General features: G+C 44.7%; 17 protein-coding genes and 1 tRNA gene. 15 read left to right on the forward strand and 3 right to left on the reverse strand.

Features of this window, described 5'->3' with window-relative positions:
- Positions 1-85: 85 nt before the first annotated feature.
- Both J2Z34_RS06805 and thrB read left to right on the forward strand, forming a co-directional pair.
- Positions 86-1,381: a homoserine dehydrogenase gene (locus tag J2Z34_RS06805; RefSeq protein WP_209459116.1), complete on the forward strand. Its 1,296-nt coding sequence runs from the start codon at positions 86-88 to the stop codon at positions 1,379-1,381.
- Positions 1,382-1,451: 70 nt separating this feature from the next.
- The gene (gene thrB / locus J2Z34_RS06810; protein WP_209459117.1) at positions 1,452-2,363 is read left to right on the forward strand and encodes a homoserine kinase; all 912 of its coding nucleotides are present in this window, start codon (positions 1,452-1,454) and stop codon (positions 2,361-2,363) included.
- 48 nt (positions 2,364-2,411) lie between these two features.
- On the opposite strand, the gene J2Z34_RS06815 is transcribed toward thrB, so the two are convergent.
- A complete protein-coding gene (locus J2Z34_RS06815) occupies positions 2,412-3,062 on the reverse strand; it encodes a hypothetical protein (protein WP_209459118.1) in 651 nt (216 codons plus the stop codon).
- 253 nt (positions 3,063-3,315) lie between these two features.
- On the opposite strand from J2Z34_RS06815, the gene dnaX reads away from it, so the two are divergent.
- From dnaX to trxA, 6 genes are all read left to right on the forward strand, one after another.
- Entirely contained in the window at positions 3,316-4,959 is a 1,644-nt protein-coding gene (dnaX, locus tag J2Z34_RS06820; RefSeq protein WP_209459119.1) for a DNA polymerase III subunit gamma/tau, read from the forward strand.
- Between the two features lie 45 nt (positions 4,960-5,004).
- Positions 5,005-5,337, forward strand: a complete 333-nt coding sequence (locus J2Z34_RS06825) for a YbaB/EbfC family nucleoid-associated protein (protein ID WP_209459120.1) — start codon at positions 5,005-5,007, stop codon at positions 5,335-5,337.
- Between the two features lie 13 nt (positions 5,338-5,350).
- Complete coding sequence (recR, locus tag J2Z34_RS06830; protein WP_209459121.1) at positions 5,351-5,947, forward strand: recombination mediator RecR; 597 nt, start codon at positions 5,351-5,353, stop codon at positions 5,945-5,947.
- Between the two features lie 504 nt (positions 5,948-6,451).
- Positions 6,452-7,402 carry an SH3 domain-containing protein gene (locus tag J2Z34_RS06835; RefSeq protein ID WP_209459122.1) on the forward strand — a complete coding sequence of 317 codons (951 nt, stop codon included), beginning with the start codon at positions 6,452-6,454 and terminating at the stop codon, positions 7,400-7,402.
- Between the two features lie 134 nt (positions 7,403-7,536).
- On the forward strand, positions 7,537-8,070 hold the full coding sequence (locus J2Z34_RS06840) for a dihydrofolate reductase family protein (protein ID WP_209459123.1): 534 nt from the start codon (positions 7,537-7,539) through the stop codon (positions 8,068-8,070).
- Between the two features lie 121 nt (positions 8,071-8,191).
- The gene (trxA, locus tag J2Z34_RS06845) at positions 8,192-8,506 is read left to right on the forward strand and encodes a thioredoxin (protein ID WP_209459124.1); all 315 of its coding nucleotides are present in this window, start codon (positions 8,192-8,194) and stop codon (positions 8,504-8,506) included.
- 54 nt (positions 8,507-8,560) lie between these two features.
- On the opposite strand, the gene J2Z34_RS06850 is transcribed toward trxA, so the two are convergent.
- A complete protein-coding gene (locus J2Z34_RS06850) occupies positions 8,561-9,199 on the reverse strand; it encodes a dUTP diphosphatase (protein WP_209459125.1) in 639 nt (212 codons plus the stop codon).
- A gap of 122 nt (positions 9,200-9,321) precedes the next feature.
- On the opposite strand from J2Z34_RS06850, the gene J2Z34_RS06855 reads away from it, so the two are divergent.
- Positions 9,322-9,792: a GTP pyrophosphokinase gene (locus J2Z34_RS06855; protein WP_209459126.1), complete on the forward strand. Its 471-nt coding sequence runs from the start codon at positions 9,322-9,324 to the stop codon at positions 9,790-9,792.
- 367 nt (positions 9,793-10,159) lie between these two features.
- Here J2Z34_RS06855 and wrbA read toward each other — a convergent pair whose 3' ends face one another.
- Positions 10,160-10,768 (reverse strand): NAD(P)H:quinone oxidoreductase, encoded by a 609-nt coding sequence (gene wrbA, locus J2Z34_RS06860; protein WP_209459127.1) that lies wholly within the window; start codon positions 10,766-10,768, stop codon positions 10,160-10,162.
- A 225-nt stretch (positions 10,769-10,993) separates the two neighbouring features.
- On the opposite strand from wrbA, the gene J2Z34_RS06865 reads away from it, so the two are divergent.
- The 6 genes from J2Z34_RS06865 (at position 10,994) to J2Z34_RS06890 (ending at position 16,341) form a co-directional block, all read left to right on the forward strand.
- Positions 10,994-11,068 (forward strand) — tRNA-Glu (locus J2Z34_RS06865).
- 320 nt (positions 11,069-11,388) lie between these two features.
- Entirely contained in the window at positions 11,389-12,774 is a 1,386-nt protein-coding gene (locus tag J2Z34_RS06870; RefSeq protein ID WP_209459128.1) for an FAD-binding oxidoreductase, read from the forward strand.
- A gap of 379 nt (positions 12,775-13,153) precedes the next feature.
- Positions 13,154-13,843 carry a DNA/RNA nuclease SfsA gene (gene sfsA, locus J2Z34_RS06875; protein ID WP_209459129.1) on the forward strand — a complete coding sequence of 230 codons (690 nt, stop codon included), beginning with the start codon at positions 13,154-13,156 and terminating at the stop codon, positions 13,841-13,843.
- Between the two features lie 91 nt (positions 13,844-13,934).
- On the forward strand, positions 13,935-14,597 hold the full coding sequence (locus J2Z34_RS06880) for a beta/alpha barrel domain-containing protein (RefSeq protein ID WP_245250545.1): 663 nt from the start codon (positions 13,935-13,937) through the stop codon (positions 14,595-14,597).
- On the forward strand, positions 14,597-14,821 hold the full coding sequence (locus J2Z34_RS06885) for a hypothetical protein (protein WP_209459173.1): 225 nt from the start codon (positions 14,597-14,599) through the stop codon (positions 14,819-14,821). Before J2Z34_RS06880 ends, J2Z34_RS06885 begins: the two co-directional genes overlap by 1 nt.
- A gap of 11 nt (positions 14,822-14,832) precedes the next feature.
- Positions 14,833-16,341 carry a carboxypeptidase M32 gene (locus tag J2Z34_RS06890; RefSeq protein WP_209459131.1) on the forward strand — a complete coding sequence of 503 codons (1,509 nt, stop codon included), beginning with the start codon at positions 14,833-14,835 and terminating at the stop codon, positions 16,339-16,341.
- Positions 16,342-16,362 lie beyond the last annotated feature (21 nt).

Here is a 16,362-nt window from a genome sequence, read left to right on the forward strand (position 1 = left end):
AAGCGTTTGGACGTGAAACAGGCAGCGCAAGGTAATACCTTAAGCTGCCTGCTTCTTCATGGTCCTGCGAGATGGGGAGTGTAACATGGATCATGTAAGAGTTGGCCTGGTAGGGCTGGGTACTGTGGGAACCGGAGTATACAAGATGCTCCAGGAAAATAAGGATATCATCACCAAGAAAGTCGGAAAGGAAATAAGGATCGAAAAAATTCTTGTTAGGAACAAGGACAAGGAAAGAGATCCGGAAATACCGTCAGAGCTCATCACGTTTGACCCTCGTGATATCCTGGAGAATGATGATATAGACATAGTGATTGAGGTAATGGGAAGCGTGGACCTGGCCATGGACTACATAAAAAGGGCGCTTTCCGCAAAGAAGCAGGTAATCACAGCAAACAAGGACCTTATCGCTCTTCATGAGGAAGAGCTTTCAGAGCTTGCCCATCAGAATGGAAGGGACCTTTATTTCGAAGCATCCGTAGCCGGAGGCATCCCGATAATTGGAACTTTAAAAGAGGACCTTGCCGGCAATAAGATAAGAAAGATAATGGGAATAATTAACGGAACGACCAACTACATACTCACCAGGATGACAAAAGAAGGCAAGAGCTACGAGGACGTATTGAAGGATGCAGTCGCACTTGGATATGCAGAAAGCGACCCTACCGCTGATGTTGAAGGACTCGATGCTGCAAGGAAGATTGCGATACTTGGCACTATTGCGTTCGATACCAAAATAACCTTCAATGATGTCTACGTTGAGGGAATCACGAAAATAACCAAAGACGACATAAAGTATGCTGATGAGCTTGGCTATGTGGTCAAGCTGCTTGGAATAGGCATGAATGTGGATGACAAGGCTGAGGCGAGAGTCCATCCGGTATTCATTCCCAAGGATCATCCGCTGGCTGCTGTAAATGATGTCTTCAATGCGATCTTCGTAGAAGGCAATGCAGTTGGCGAGACCATGTTCTACGGACGTGGCGCAGGTGAGCTTCCGACTGCAAGTGCAGTCATTGGCGACCTTATGAAGGCCACCAGGGATTTCATCAACGATACCATGGGATCAAGCTACAGGAAGATAGTCAAGAGAAAGGAAATCAAGGACATATCGGAGGTTGATACCGCATTCTATACCAGGATGAAGGTAAAGGACATACCCGGTGTTTTCGCAAAGATTGCCACTGTTTTTGGCGACCACGGCGTCAGTATCGCTTTGGTAAGGCAGCAGTACAGAGATGACAGCGGAGTGGCTGAGATTGTCCTTGTAACCCATAAGGTCAAGGAAAAGAATGTCAGGGATTCTCTGGCAGCAATCGAAAAGCTTGATGTGGTCGAGAAAGTGACAAGCGTCATAAGGGTCGAAGAAGGAAAGAGATAACTTATTTAGGATAGGTATATAAAAAGGGAAGTAAGCTATGGGCGGAGCTGTGAAATCTTTAAGGCTTCGCATGGAGGTAGGAATGGTAAGGGTAATTGTACCTGCGACGACTGCAAACTTAGGACCGGGTTTCGACACAATGGGACTTGCGCTTGACATGTATACGGAAGTCATCATGGAAACAGGCGGGGAAGGGATAAGGATAACATCAGAGGGTGAAGGCAGCGAGGAGCTATCCTGTTCTGAAGACAATCTCATCTACAAGTGTGCGAAAAAGCTTTTTGATTCTGTGGAATACGAGCCAAAAGGGCTGTCAGTCAGGATAATCAATGGGATACCCCTATCAAGGGGACTTGGCAGCAGCGCATCAGCTATAATAGCCGGGCTATTGGCTGCGAGGGAGATATCTGCTGCAAACATATCGGACTACGAGCTTCTGAAAATGGCTACTGAAGTCGAAGGACATCCTGACAATGTAGCTCCTGCCTTGTTTGGAGGATTCGTCCTCAGCAGGATGGAGGGCAAGGAGATCATCTACAGGAAGATCGATGTTGACGACAAGCTTCTTGCGGTGGTTGCAATCCCTGAATTCGAACTGCCTACGGAAAAATCCAGGGCGATACTACCAAGGGCAGTAAGCAGAGAGGATGCCATCTTCAACATTGGAAATGCGTCACTCCTTGTATACTCGCTCCTTATGAAGGACTACAGCCTTCTCAGAAAGGCCATGAACGACAGGCTTCACGAGCCTTACAGGATTCCGCTGGTTCCCGGTCTCGAGGAGGTCAAGAGAAGAGCTCTCGGAGCAGGTGCTTTCTCAGCTGCCCTCAGTGGAGCAGGCCCCACGGTAATAGCATTTGCTGACGAGCATAACTCGGAATCTGTAAGGTCAGCAATGGAGGAAGGCTTCAGAAGCGCTGGGATTGAGTCGGACGTAAGGATCCTGAGCCTTAATAACAAGGGTGCAATAGTATACAGATAAAAATACCGGTGCCAGGCAATCTTCAGACTGCCTGGCACCGGTATTTTACTATAGGCTTGTAATGATTGTCATTGCTGATGGAAGCAGGATTCCAAATGAATTGATGAAATTAATCACGGCTGTCCTGTACTCTTCCACTGCTGTGTTCATGACACCTTTGAAGGTTCCGTCTTCAGTTATTTCTTTAGTAATGGCTGCAATCACATTGCCATCATCGGTAAGTCTCTTGAAACCTGACTTTCTTAATGCCATGTTGGCAACAGCTGGAGCATCCTTGACCTCAGCATCCTCTTCCTCGATTGCTTCAGGGGCTTCCTCAGCCTCTTCGGTATCTTCGGTCTTTACTGCTTCAGGGTGTGCAAGGACATATGCGTCTACGAAAGCTACGACTGCAGCCTTGTATGCCTCAACGTCTGTCTTTTCAAACCCGTTGAATGATGAATCAGTACCCATTGCTTCTGATACGGCAGCGATTACGTTACCAGCATCCCTCAGCTTTTCGATTCCTTCTTCCTTGATGTACTCATTTGCTATAGCAGGTGCTGCCTTTGGAGGAGTCTTTTTCTCTTCCAGCTTCATTACCTTTGCAGGCCTGTCAGTGTTCTTGACTGTTTTTGCGTACGCCTCGGTTGTGTTAAGTGACATTGTTGCTCCAAAGGCAAGGAGCGACAGGAGCACTGCTCCGACTATCTTCTTCATGTGATCAACTCTCTTTCGTTTGATTTAGTAAGTTAATAATAAACCCAATGTGTGAAATTCATGTGAAGAAAGGCTTGATAATGAACGGGTTTGGCAAGGTTTCGCTCATCAAACTTCGACATGTGGCCGCAATTATGCGATATTCTTCGACAATCATGGTCTGAATTGAATTGCCTTAAGGCCAGGCTAAACAGATGGAAAATATAGTATAATAGAGGATGAGCAACAATAGGCATGAATGGAAGGTGAATCCATGGCATACACGGCGCTGTACAGGGAATGGAGACCAAAGGTCTTCAGTGATGTTATCGGACAGGAACATATAACTACTACACTTATCAATGAGATTAAAGCGGGCAGGATAGGTCATGCATACCTCTTCAGTGGAACCAGGGGAACAGGAAAGACCACCTGCGCCAAGATAATGGCCAAGGCACTCAACTGCATTGACCTGAAGGATGGAGAGCCCTGCAATGTATGTCACATGTGCAGGAAGATTGACTCGGGTCTGTCCCTGGATGTCATAGAGCAGGATGCTGCTACAAACAACAAGGTCGACGACATAAGGGAGCTTGTGGATGAGGTCCAGTATCCGCCGCATGAGGGAAAATACAAGGTCTATATCCTCGATGAGGTCCATATGCTGTCTACAGGAGCTGTAAATGCATTCCTCAAGACGCTTGAGGAGCCGCCGTCGCATGTGGTATTCATCCTGGCTACCACGGACCCTCAGAAGCTTCCCGTCACCATACTCTCAAGATGCCAGAGGTTTGACTTCAAGCGTATAAGGTATGAGGAAATCGGAAAAAGGCTAAGGCTCATTGCGGACAAAAAAGGTATATATGCAGAAGACAAGAGTCTCGAGCTGATTGCCCGAGTATCTGATGGAGCAATGAGAGATGCCCTGAGCATGATGGACCAGGCGATAAGCATGGGAGAAGGAAAGCTGGACTATGAAGAGGTACTGGACATGCTGGGTCTTTCGGGAACTGAGAACCTGTTCAGGATTTCAGAAGCAATTCTTAAGAAGGATGTCAGGAGTGCCATACAGATACTCGATGAAGTGGTTGACGGAGGAAAGGACCCTTATGGCTTTACAAAGGACCTGGTTCTTCATTTCAGGAACATACTAGTTGGAAAGATAATGCCTGATCCGGAGCAGGTAATCGACATGACAAGAGAAGATATCGAACTTTTGAAGATTCAGGGAGACCTTGCCGGAAATGAAATGATTACCAAGGCCATAAGGCTTCTCCAGGAAGCGGAGGAGCAGGCGAAGTTCAGCAAGCAGTCGAGGATCTATCTTGAGCTCGCCATAATAAACCTGACCAAGACTGAGCTTGATTCATCAAGGGAATCAATGCTCAGCAGAATATCCATGCTTGAAGACTATATCAGGAATGGCAATCTGCAGCCTGCGTCAAAAACCGAAGTGAAGCCGGATCCAAAGCCATCGGCTATAAAAAGCCAGTCGCTGACAGGGCCGGAAGACCTGAAGGTGATGAAGGAAGCAGTCAGAATAAATGAAGACATCTTCAATGATGACTGCAAGGTAACTCTGGATATGGTGAAGAGAAGCTGGAAGGAAATCATGGAGGCTCTGAAGGCGAGAAGGCAAATGATTATTCAGGCTTCAGTAATCGTAGGGAATCCCATGAAATGCGACAGGGGTGTCATAGAGGTCAGGTTTGCGAAGGAATACTCGTTTAACAAGAAGAGGCTTGAAAAGAAGGAATACAGGGATGTCCTTGAGGATACGGCAGCAGCTGTACTTGGTGAAAAGGTGAAGTTCAAGTTCTCTGTTGAAGGTGACAAGGAACGGGAGCCTGAAGCAGTCGCGAAGGGCACGCTTGCCGAATCACTTCAGGGTACTGGTGTCGAGATTGTAGATGAATAGAAGTCTATAGTATAATATATTGAAAGAAATTTTGGAGGTATTGAAATGGCAAAGGGATTCCCAGGAATGGGTGGAGGAAATATGAACGCGCTTCTCAAACAGGCGCAGAAAATGCAGAAGCAGATCGAGGATGCCCAGAAGGAGCTTGAAACTAAGGAGTATGAGTTCTCAATAGGCGGAGGGGCATGTTCTGTCAAGGCGAACGGCAAGAAGGTAATAACTGAAATAAAGCTGCTGCCTGATGCGGTTGACCCTGAAGATGTCGAAACACTTGAAGACATGATACTGGCTGCTATTAACAATGTGCTTGAAATGGTCGATGATGAAAAAGAGAAGGTCATGGGCAAGCTAACCGGGGGAATGCCTGGAATGTTCTAGGCTGAGGTGACTGATGGATTTTTATCCCATAGCGATCGAGAAGCTTATCGAGGAATTCGCAAAGCTTCCCGGTATAGGCTACAAGACAGCGCAAAGGCTTACGCTGCATGTTCTCAATCTTCCGCAGGAAGAAGTAAGGGAATTTGCTGAAGCGCTCGTCAAGGCAAGAGGAACAATCAAATACTGCTCGACGTGCGGGAACTTTACCGACAAGGATCCGTGTGCGATTTGCAGCAATCCGAGCAGAGACCACGATACCATATGCGTCATCGAGCAGCCCAAGGATATCATGTCCCTTGAAAGAGTCAGGGAGTTCAATGGAGTCTACCATGTACTTCATGGTACCATATCACCTATGGCCGGCAGAGGGCCTGAGGATATCAGGATCAAGGAGCTCGTAAGACGAATGTCCGGTAACATCAAGGAAGTCATCGTGGCTACAAATCCTACCATAGAAGGTGAGGCTACTGCCATGTACATATCAAGGGTGCTGAAGCCTCTTGAAGTCAAGGTCACAAGAATAGCGTCAGGAATGCCTGTTGGCGGAGACCTCGAATATGCAGACGAAGTGACTTTATCCAAGGCTATGGAAGGAAGAAAAGAAATCTGAATATAAACTCAGACGTCATCATGAATGACTAACGAGTATAAAATGAGAAGCGGTGGACATATGGGTCCACCGCTTCTCATTTTATATTGAATAAAAATATAGCCGGATTATAAGTAAATATACGAACAGTTAAATATGATAATTAAATTATATGAATTGTCTGAAAAATTATTTCGACTAATTATACAAATATCCGGTGACAATATTCGCGTGACACAGGACTGGTTAAATTTCCATGTCGGGTATATCCGAATATGTGTGCGTATCTGTCAAAAAAACTGAAAATATTTTTGCTGACATTACGAATTATTTGATTTGCATGGATTGTTAGTTCGGGATATGTTGGTTTTTGTAGAATAATGTGATTTGACGTTAAAATGTTTAGCATTTAACATTGGGGCTGTAAAACAATGCATGAATTATCAGAAGTCTCACATATGCATATGGATGTTAAATCGAGAGTTGCAGCAGTGGATGATGTTGTCTGATAGATAGGATAGGTGTATGAATAAAGTATTGGCTAATATAGGTAAAGTGATTGCAATTGGTGTCATAGGAGCAGCGTTGATTCCTGCAACAGGAGCTGTCAGGTCTACCGGTGCTGTGGATGCTTCCTTCACTGCACATTCTCAGATAACAGTCGAAGCAGACTGGTCTGGTACAACTGATGACATGGGAGAGCTTATCCTTTTCAAGAGTGAAGCAAGGAAAGCTGGAAACATGGAAATCGCTGCCGCTCTGGAGACGGATACTGAAGTTCCTGATACTGCAACCTACAATGCAGGTCTGACATACAAGGCTGTCTCATATTACAGATGGACAAAGTCATCCCTGAATCTTAGAAAAGGTCCTTCTGCTGGCTACAGCAAGCTTGCATCCATACCGGCAGGCACTAAGCTTAAGGTTACCAGGGTTGCAAGCAACGGATGGTCAAGGGTTTCATATGGAGGAAAGACAGGCTATGTTTCAGGCACGTATCTCTCTAAGACCGAGATACTTCCTGCTACAAAAGCATCCGCTTCAGCAGGAAGCTCATACAGCCCAAACAGGATGTATATTGCCGGGAAAGCCTTAGTATACAAGAATGGCGGAAAGTCATCAGGTCAGAGCATCATCGACTCAAACAGGAATGTTATCTCGACCTGGGGAGGGGCAACACCCTGGTCTGGAAACGATGGCTCCAACACTCACTTCATCGGGCATAATGACGGAGCGTTCAGGGGAATCTGGAATCTTGCCATCGGAAGCACGATAATCGTGACTGACGGGTCGGGAAAGCCTACAACCTACAGGCTTACGAAAAAATTCATTGTCACTGACAGCGCTGTTGGCGTAAATGACGGACAGAAATACTTCAGCTACATAACATCGACTTCAGGTGGAGAGGTCATAACGCTCCAGACCTGCAAGACATCCACTACAAACTGGATTCTGAGAGCAGAGAAAATCAACTGATTAGAACTACTGCGGCAATCAATAATGGTTGCCGCTTTTGTTTTGTAATTGAAAGTTAATGGATTCGTAATATCTGATACATCCTCCCATGGGATGCTTGGATATATAATTGCAAAATGATGAGGAGAAATAGCATGAAAAATAGAGAAGTTGTGCTCTATATCGCTCAGAGTCTGGACGGATTCATAGCCAGGGAGGATGGCGACATTGCATGGCTTGACATGGTTGCAATTGATGGTGAGGACTATGGATATGGCGAATTTTTGAAATCTGTGGATACAGTTGTACTTGGAAGGAAGACCTATGAAAAAGTAAAATCGATAAGTACAGAACCTCCTTATTTTGGTAAAAAGGTTTATGTTCTGACCAAGGATACTGATAAAAATGCTGATGATGTAATATACTGCAATGACGTCCTTAAGTTATTCAAAGATCTTAAGGCTACCGATGGTGGCAGGATTTTCATAGATGGAGGTTCTGAGACAGTCAGGAATCTGCGAGATATCGACATGATTGACCAGTACGTAATATCAATAATACCGGTTATGATAGGAAGGGGAATACGCCTTTTTGGTGATCTTGAAGAATCGGTGACCTCCAGGGTGAAACTTGTATCCTGCAGTCAGTTCAAATCGGGACTGGTCCAGCTTGAGTATGTGAAGGCTTAAGTATGGACATACAAAATTAAATTTGACAAAATTTAATATCGTGGTATAATATATCCATAAAATACCTGAAATTTAGGGGATTGAATAAAGCAATTATGCCGTATGGCAGGAGGGAAATAAGATGAGAGAGATAAACGATGCAACGTTTGAAAGCGAAGTACTTAACAAGAAGGGAATGGTTCTGGTAGATTTCTGGGCGCCATGGTGCGGACCATGCAGAATGGTTGCTCCAGTAATGGAGGAGCTTTCCAAAGAATTCGAAGGCAAGCTTGAAGTTGTGAAGCTTAACGTGGATAACAATCCAAAGGTTTCGCAGTCACTAAGGATCACCAGCATACCGACCATAATCCTGTTCAAGGACGGGAAGGCTGTGGATGGAACCGTTGGAGTAAGGCCAAAGGAATTCTTCCAAGACATCATTAAGAAGAACAGCTGATAATAATCATGGCACCTGCAAATTCAAGATTTGCAGGTGCCATTTAGATTCCATTTAGATTCCTGTGCTTCCAAAACCGCCACCGCGGTCTGTGCCGATTGATGCTACAGAATCAACCATTATGAACTCAGCGCTTTTGTATTCATTGAAAACCAGCTGTGCAATCTTCATTCCCTTTCCGATATAGATTGTCCCGTAAGGATTTCCTATACTGTCAACTATTATGGGGCTGATGGAAGAAACGGCTTGAAGAACATTAAGGTATGACGGACTACCTGTAGGTTCCTGAACTCCAATCAATCGCTCTAGCGTAGTAAGCTTGTATTCAGAAGTGATTTTCTCCAAAATTGTAGGATCAGCCAATATCTCATATGGAAGATTTGATATATTGTAGGTATTCTGCATTATGATTCCGACTGAATCCCTGTAGCCTGCATCAACTGTCCCTGGACTGTTTGGTATCCTTAGGTCTGTCTTAAGCGAAAGACCGCTTCTGGGGCGCACCTGCATCTCGATGTTGTCTGGCAATGCGACCTTTATGTTCAAAGGAATCACAAGACATTCCATAGGGCGAATCGCGATGTCCCTTGATGCGAATACGTCAGCACCGGCATCATTGAAGTTTGCGTATGCCGGAACTGTTCCGCCCTCATTGATCTCTATGTATACCTGGATCTTTTCCAAATTATTCACCTCTCCAGAAAATTATACTTTAACATCAATTTATACACAACTTGACCTTAAGTTTCAAAATTTGTCTGCCGACAAAACCCTCAAGGAGTTGTATAATCAAGTTGAGAATAAGAGGTGATGATATGATAGTTGAAATTGGAAAGCTAAGAACACTTCCTGAACTTGAGAGGGCAATCACCCTTTCGGCAATCTGCCATGTTGGGCAGGTTGACCTCATGGGAACTCCATACATACTGCATCCGTTAAGAGTAATGGGTGGTGTTGCAACATACGATGAAAAGGTTGCTGCAGCCCTTCACGACCTCGTAGAAGATACGGACATTACGCTCCAGGACCTTGAGGAACTGGGATTCAAGGAAGAAATCGTAGCAGCAGTTGATGCTTTGACTAAAAGAGATGACGAAAAATACATGGATTATGTAAAAAGGGCTACTGAAGACCCGATTGCAATCAAAGTCAAACTGAGCGACCTCGTTGACAATCTGGGTAAGACAGAAGAGCTGCCAGATGATGAGGTCAAGGATAAGAGGAGAAGGAAATACACCAAGGCGCTTAAGTTCGTTGAAGATGCCATCAGCAGGACAAGAAAATAGGAATTGAAAAATATAGTTCAGGAAAATTTTAATGGCTTCCGTACAAGTACGGAAGCCATGGCCATTATTAAAGCAATTCGAGGTATCCCTCCGGGATTCCTTTGGTCCCGTTTGGTTTATCACTTGCAAGCACAGTGAGAACTTTCTGTACTTCCAATTATGATTATACCAAAAATGTCCCACTGTAAACAGACCAAATTGAATACAATAATAAATTTTCAGTGAACAAGGAATATTTCAATAAACCCAAAATACCCAGCCATGCTGCCTGAAGCCTTATGAGAAAGGCTTCAGGTGCAAAAAAGTGATTTTAAGTCGAACACAAGAAAACGGCGGAGCATATTGCTCCACCGCTCATACTTAGGTATTATACTGATTTTCCTGTGACTTTTGCAGCGATATCTATTGTTCGCTTTGCCTGGAATTTTACAGCATCCTCGATATCGTTGACTATCTTTCCATCAAGAACCTGTGCAGTGGTACCGTAAGGATTTCCACCTGCCTTGTAAACTGAAGGATCGATGTATCCAGGTCCGACGATTATGGCTCCAAGATGGAAGAATACTGTATGGAAGCTTCTGACAGTCTCCTCCACTCCACCATGAAGGTTCATCGCAGAGCTCATTGCGCTCATTACCTTGTTTACCAGAAGACCCTGGGACCATACTCCACCAAGAGTATCTATGAACTGCTTCATCTGCGAAGCCATTACACCATACCGTGTCGGGCTTGAGAATATTATCGCATCAGCCCAGACAAGGTCATCAGGAGTTACAACCTGAACATCAGATGTGGCATCATGATTTGCCTGCCATAGAGGGTTTGCTGCTATTGCATTTGGCGGAGCCAATTCAGGTACCTTCAGCAGCCTTACCTCTGCGCCTGCTGCTTCACCAGCATCTTTTGCCCAATTTACCATCTGAGTGTTGCCGCCTGTCGAGCTGTAATATACTATTGCAAGTTTAACTTTATCCATTTGTTGAACCATCCTTTATAATAAATTTTATAAGATTTAATCTTGTACTATATTTATACCGTATGATTATGAACATATAATGTGCAGAGTGTTTCTAAAGTGTTAATTATACTAATTAGTATAAAAATTTATCTAAATTTTTGTGCGCTTCATTTTCTAAAAAGGTGTTGACTGCAATAAATATCAATGGTAATATGATTAAGTCACATTAGTTGTGACTGATTCGGCCCCATGGTCAAGCGGTCAAGACGCTAGCCTCTCACGCTGGAAACAGGAGTTCGATTCTCCTTGGGGTCACCACATTACACCAGATTTCGATAAGAAATCTGGTGTTTTTATTTTTGTGGAAAATTGCGCAATTGCTGTATTTTATAGCAATAATATGACGCAAAACTCAAAAAATGTGATAGAAAAGACTATATACATATTGAGAACGTATGGTTAATATTAGTTTAATTCTTACAAAAAGAGTTGAATGTGATATCGATACGGAACATAATCAAGATACGAGGGAGAGCGATTTCGCTTCTCCTGGTTTGGTGTTGAATGAGCTTGATATTCCATCGCTAATGATCCGCATATCGTAAAACTTCTCAAAAATGCAATAGAGGTGCATAAGGATGGAAAATATAAGAATTGAACTGCATAGACTGCAGTCGAAGATAAAGGGAAAGATATTACTCCCAGAAGACAAGGATTTTGATTCAGCAAGGGCGACATGGGATGTTGCAACTGACCACCGGCCGGCATTGATTGTACTTGCTGCTAATGCCAAGGATGTCATTGAAACCATAAAGTTCGCAGGTGAAGTCGGTCAGAAAGTAACTGTAATTTCGACTGGGCATGGCCCGACAAGACCTGCTTCGGGAGGAATAATGCTCAGGCTGTCCGGAATGGATGCTGTAAGGATTGACAAGGAAGCACGGACTGCATATGTTGAAGCCGGCGCAAAATGGTCGAAGGTGCTTGAAATGGCAGCTGTGTATGGACTCGCGCCACTTATGGGTTCGTCGTCTGATGTCGGTGCCGTAGGATATACTTTGGGTGGTGGACTTGGATGGCTTGCAAGAAAGTATGGGCTGTCGCTGGACAACGTTAATTACTTTGATATCGTAACCTCAGATGCTGAACTGAAAAGGGCAGAAAGAGATAGCTGTGATGACCTTTTCTGGGCCCTGTCTGGTGCGGGAAGTGCCTTCGGGGTTGTTGTGTCGATGGAAATTAGACTGGTTCCAGAAAACATTGTCTACGCCGGGAATCTGGTCTATGGACATGAAGATGCTAAGATGCTTCTTGATAAATACATTGAATGGACAGAAGAACTGCCTGATGAAATGTCATCAGCGATGGTACTTGCAAACTTTCCGGATTTGCCTATAGTACCGGAGCCTCTTCGAGGAAAATCAGTTGCAATGGTGAGAGGCTGCTTTGCAGGCAATATTGAAGATGGTGAGAGGATAGTCAACAAGCTTCGAGAATGGAGGGAGCCGATTCTTGACATGTGGTCGAAGATTCCTTTCAGCATGGCTGATACTATCAGCAACGATCCTAAGGAGCCGATACCTGTTTCGGTTACCAATGTTACTATTGATGAGCTGAATGAGAAGGCTAAAGCCGCTCTTCTGAAAATGACATATAGGGATGAGGGGTACTCTCCTATACTGTTTACTGAAATCTACCATATGGGTGGAAGTATAGCTTCGTCTGACAGGAGCGAGAGTGTCTTTGCGGTCCGTGATGCGAAATATGTGGTAAAAATCATGGGGCTTGTACTAGGAGATGGATCAAGGGATTTTTTCTCTGCAGCAGTTACTGGTCTTAAGGATGAATTGAAGGATGAACTGAACAGTGAAGTATACCCGAACTTTCTTGAGGGGCTTGAAAAATTCAATCACCCTGGAAGGCTATACCCTGTTGATACTTTAGAGAAGCTTGGAAGAATAAAGGTAAGATTCGATCCTGACAACATGTTCGAAAATGGTCTTGAGATAGGACCTGTTCAATAAGATTCATTTGCAGATACCTGGTCAGTTGAGTGCCTCGCGTTAGCGGGGCATTCGAATTTACGAATATTAAATCAGTGATTCCAAAGAATGTTCATGTCAAGCCTCTCCTTGGACAATCAAGGATTATCGGGTAAATTTACAAGATTTGTATTTTCGTGATAAGCTGTTGACACCGGAGAGATTGAGGAAGTCTTAGAGTTATCCACACTGCCTGTTGGTAAATAGTGTTTTTTGTGGATAACTTTCCGCTTGATTCTTAAGGGTAAATGAAAGTTATAAACATTATCCACAGAAAAAACACAAAAACACTGGTTAAATGTGGATAGTTAATGTAATCTTTACAATGTAAAAAAGGATTATCCACACATGAGGAGAATTTATGAGATTCGCAAAAGAAACAATAAAAGCAAAATTCATTAACAGACCGAACAGGTTCAAGGCTTTCGTGGAGCTTGATGGGGAGACGGTCGTAGTGCATGTTCCAAACACCGGAAGGAACAGGGAAATCCTTGTGCCTGGCTGCACTGTGGTACTGAGAAAAGAAGATTCTCCTACCAGGAAAACTAAGTTCAGCCTCATAGCAGGCTATAAGGGAGACAAGCTGATCAACATAGACTCGCAGATTCCAAACCACGTTGTGGAGGAGGCGTTGTCTTTGGGCCTGATTGAGGAGCTTAAGGGCTATGGCACTGTCATGAGAGAGAAGACTTACGGTAAGAGCAGATTCGATTTTCTTCTCGAGGATTCCGAAAGGAAATTCTACCTGGAGGTAAAGGGCGTGACGCTTGAATCTGATGGTGTGGCAAGCTTCCCTGATGCACCTACTGAAAGGGGTGCGAAGCATGTCAGGGAACTGATGGATGCACTTTCGGAAGGTCATGGTGCAGGGATTCTGTTCCTAGTCCAGATTGAGGATGTCCATATGTTTACCCCGGCATATGCTTTGGATCCGGAGTTCTCTGAGGTGCTGAAGTCAGCCAGGGACAAGGGTGTGAAGGTCATGGCATACAGGTGTGCTGTAACTGAATCCTCGCTGGACATCATCGGAAGCATACCTGTACTCATATAGGAAATGCGCGGAGGAGCCAATGCTGATACAATATAATTGTAAGATATGACAGGAAGATAGCCGCAAGCTGAGCGGCGGGATGGAGTTTAATATGAAAAAGATACCTGAGATCATGGGTACCTTCAGGAGCCATATCATAGAGGTTCCTGACGTCATAAGGAAATGCAGCGGAGTCAGGATTTTCGGGAAGAGGGTTAAAAGCTTCATCTTCACGACTGATGTAGCGATAATCAAGAATACTGATGCAGACGCAGTAATGAGCGTATATCCCTTCACACCGCAGCCGGTAATAACCCAGAGCCTTGTCAGTGCATCTGATGTACCGGTGTTCTGCGGAGTAGGCGGAGGGACGACAACCGGAAAAAGGGTGGTCAACCTTGCGCTGGATGCTGAATTCAAGGGTGCAATGGGCGTTGTGCTGAACAGTCCGACATCCAATGAGACAATAAGGGCTGTCAGGGAAGTCATAGACATTCCTATAGTCATAACGATAATATCTGATAAGGATGACTTTGAGGGAAGACTAGAGGCAGGAGCAACAATATTCAATGTGTCAGGAGCAAAGGACACAGCAAGGATTGTAAGGGTGATTAGGGAGAGATATCCGGATCTGCCCATCATTGCAACTGGCGGACCGACAGATGAGAGCATACTGGAGACGATTGAAGCGGGAGCAAACGCAATTACATGGACTCCGCCTTCAGGAACTGAGATAATGAGGAGACTTATGGAAAAATACAGGGGGGATTATTAGTGGCCGTACTGGGTGAAAACTGCAAGCATTGTCCTGAATTCAAGGTAAGCTGTGATGGTAACGACACAGGCTGCATCTGCTACAGATGTCCGAGAAACCTTGGCCAGTGCATAATAGTAAAATACTGCAGGGAAACTGAATCTGTGCTCGAATTGGCTGACAGGATGGATGCCGGTACTGAGCTTATGATAGAGAGATATTATAGAGACAAGAATATGGAATGAGGAGTTGCAAAATGGAAAACATCAGAGAAGCCTTCGGAAAGTTCCTTGATTATCAGCTGAGACTTTCCAACCTTTACCATGCCATGAACCTGCTGCACTGGGATATGTCGACTATCATGCCGCCCAAGGATGCTGAAAGGCGGTCAGAGGTCGTGGGGTTCATGTCACAGGAAGCCTTCAGGATTGAAACCGACAAGGCTTTCATCGAGCTCACTGACAGCCTGTTCGAGGTAAGGGATGAACTTACCGACCAGGAAAAGGCCATGGTCGAAAAACAGAAGAAGGAGCAGGACTTCAAGAAGAAGATTCCTGAGGAAGAATATCTGGAATACAGCATACTTGTCTCAAGGGGTGAAAAAATCTGGGAGGATGCAAGGAATGCTGATGATTACGAGGCGTTCAGGCCTACTCTTGAAAAGATAGTGCAATTCAACAGGAAAATCGCTGATTATATCGGATGGGAAGAAACAAGATACGATGCTCTTCTGGATATGTATGAGCCTGGAATGAAGGTCAGCGATATTGACAAGGTGTTCAGCGAAGTGAGAGACGGTCTTGTCTCAATACTGGACAGAATCAGGGCAAAAGGCCTGGAGGTTGATAATAGCTTCCTCCATGACAAATTCGACAAGAGGCTTCAGGAAGAATACAACCGGGAGCTGGCAGAAAGGCTTGGATTTGATTTCGAGGCAGGTGTCATTGCTGTAAGCGCACATCCATTCACGACTAATTTCGGAAACAAGGATGTCAGGATAACCACAAGATACGACGAGAATGACCTGATGATGAGTGTATATTCTACGATCCATGAAGCAGGACACGCCATATACGAGCAGAACATCCCTGACGAGCTGGCGAAGACCAATATCGGGGGCGGCGTATCCATGGGAATCCATGAGTCGCAGTCACGCTTCTACGAAAATATCGTTGGAAGGAGCAGAGGCTTCATAGGAGCTGAGCTTCCTAAGCTTGCAGAGAGGTTCCCGAATCTCTCAAAAGTATCTGCTGAGGCTTTCCACAGGGCAGTCAACAAGGTAATGCCTTCACTCATAAGGATCGAGGCTGACGAGCTTACATACAGTCTCCATATCATCATAAGGTATGAGATTGAAAAGGCGTTCATCAATGGTGAGGTGGACTTCAATGAGCTTCCAAAGCTTTGGTCTGCAAAATACAAAGAGTATCTTGGAGTTGAACCTTCTAACTTCAGGGAAGGTGTGCTGCAGGATGTTCACTGGGCAGGCGGCATGATAGGGTATTTCCCAAGCTATGCCCTTGGTAACCTCTACGGAGCTCAAATGCTTTACAAAGGAATATTGAGGGACCTTCCTGACTACGATGAGATAGTGGCATCAGGAGATCTGAGCAGGGTAACAGGATGGCTTAAGGACAACATCCATACCCATGGAGGTACCTACAAGCCTTCGGTCCTTATTGAAAAGGCTACCGGAGAACCCCTCAGCGCAAGCTACTTCCTGAGGTACATAGAGGAAAAGTATTCAAATCTCTACGGGATATAGAAATTCTGTCTTAAAGAGGTG

Source organism: Youngiibacter multivorans, assembly GCF_017873395.1.
Lineage (GTDB): Bacteria > Bacillota > Clostridia > Clostridiales > Clostridiaceae > Youngiibacter > Youngiibacter multivorans.

Coding starts and splice junctions, on each gene's coding strand:
- recR (WP_209459121.1), top strand. CDS start 5,351: ATGGATTTTTATCCCATAGCGATCGAGAAGCTTATCGAGGAATTCGCA.
- trxA (WP_209459124.1), top strand. CDS start 8,192: ATGAGAGAGATAAACGATGCAACGTTTGAAAGCGAAGTACTTAACAAG.
- J2Z34_RS06880 (WP_245250545.1), top strand. CDS start 13,935: ATGAAAAAGATACCTGAGATCATGGGTACCTTCAGGAGCCATATCATA.
- sfsA (WP_209459129.1), top strand. CDS start 13,154: ATGAGATTCGCAAAAGAAACAATAAAAGCAAAATTCATTAACAGACCG.
- J2Z34_RS06855 (WP_209459126.1), top strand. CDS start 9,322: ATGATAGTTGAAATTGGAAAGCTAAGAACACTTCCTGAACTTGAGAGG.
- J2Z34_RS06805 (WP_209459116.1), top strand. CDS start 86: ATGGATCATGTAAGAGTTGGCCTGGTAGGGCTGGGTACTGTGGGAACC.
- wrbA (WP_209459127.1), bottom strand. CDS start 10,768: ATGGATAAAGTTAAACTTGCAATAGTATATTACAGCTCGACAGGCGGC.
- J2Z34_RS06815 (WP_209459118.1), bottom strand. CDS start 3,062: ATGAAGAAGATAGTCGGAGCAGTGCTCCTGTCGCTCCTTGCCTTTGGA.
- J2Z34_RS06825 (WP_209459120.1), top strand. CDS start 5,005: ATGGCAAAGGGATTCCCAGGAATGGGTGGAGGAAATATGAACGCGCTT.
- thrB (WP_209459117.1), top strand. CDS start 1,452: ATGGAGGTAGGAATGGTAAGGGTAATTGTACCTGCGACGACTGCAAAC.
- J2Z34_RS06870 (WP_209459128.1), top strand. CDS start 11,389: ATGGAAAATATAAGAATTGAACTGCATAGACTGCAGTCGAAGATAAAG.
- J2Z34_RS06835 (WP_209459122.1), top strand. CDS start 6,452: ATGAATAAAGTATTGGCTAATATAGGTAAAGTGATTGCAATTGGTGTC.
- dnaX (WP_209459119.1), top strand. CDS start 3,316: ATGGCATACACGGCGCTGTACAGGGAATGGAGACCAAAGGTCTTCAGT.
- J2Z34_RS06840 (WP_209459123.1), top strand. CDS start 7,537: ATGAAAAATAGAGAAGTTGTGCTCTATATCGCTCAGAGTCTGGACGGA.
- J2Z34_RS06890 (WP_209459131.1), top strand. CDS start 14,833: ATGGAAAACATCAGAGAAGCCTTCGGAAAGTTCCTTGATTATCAGCTG.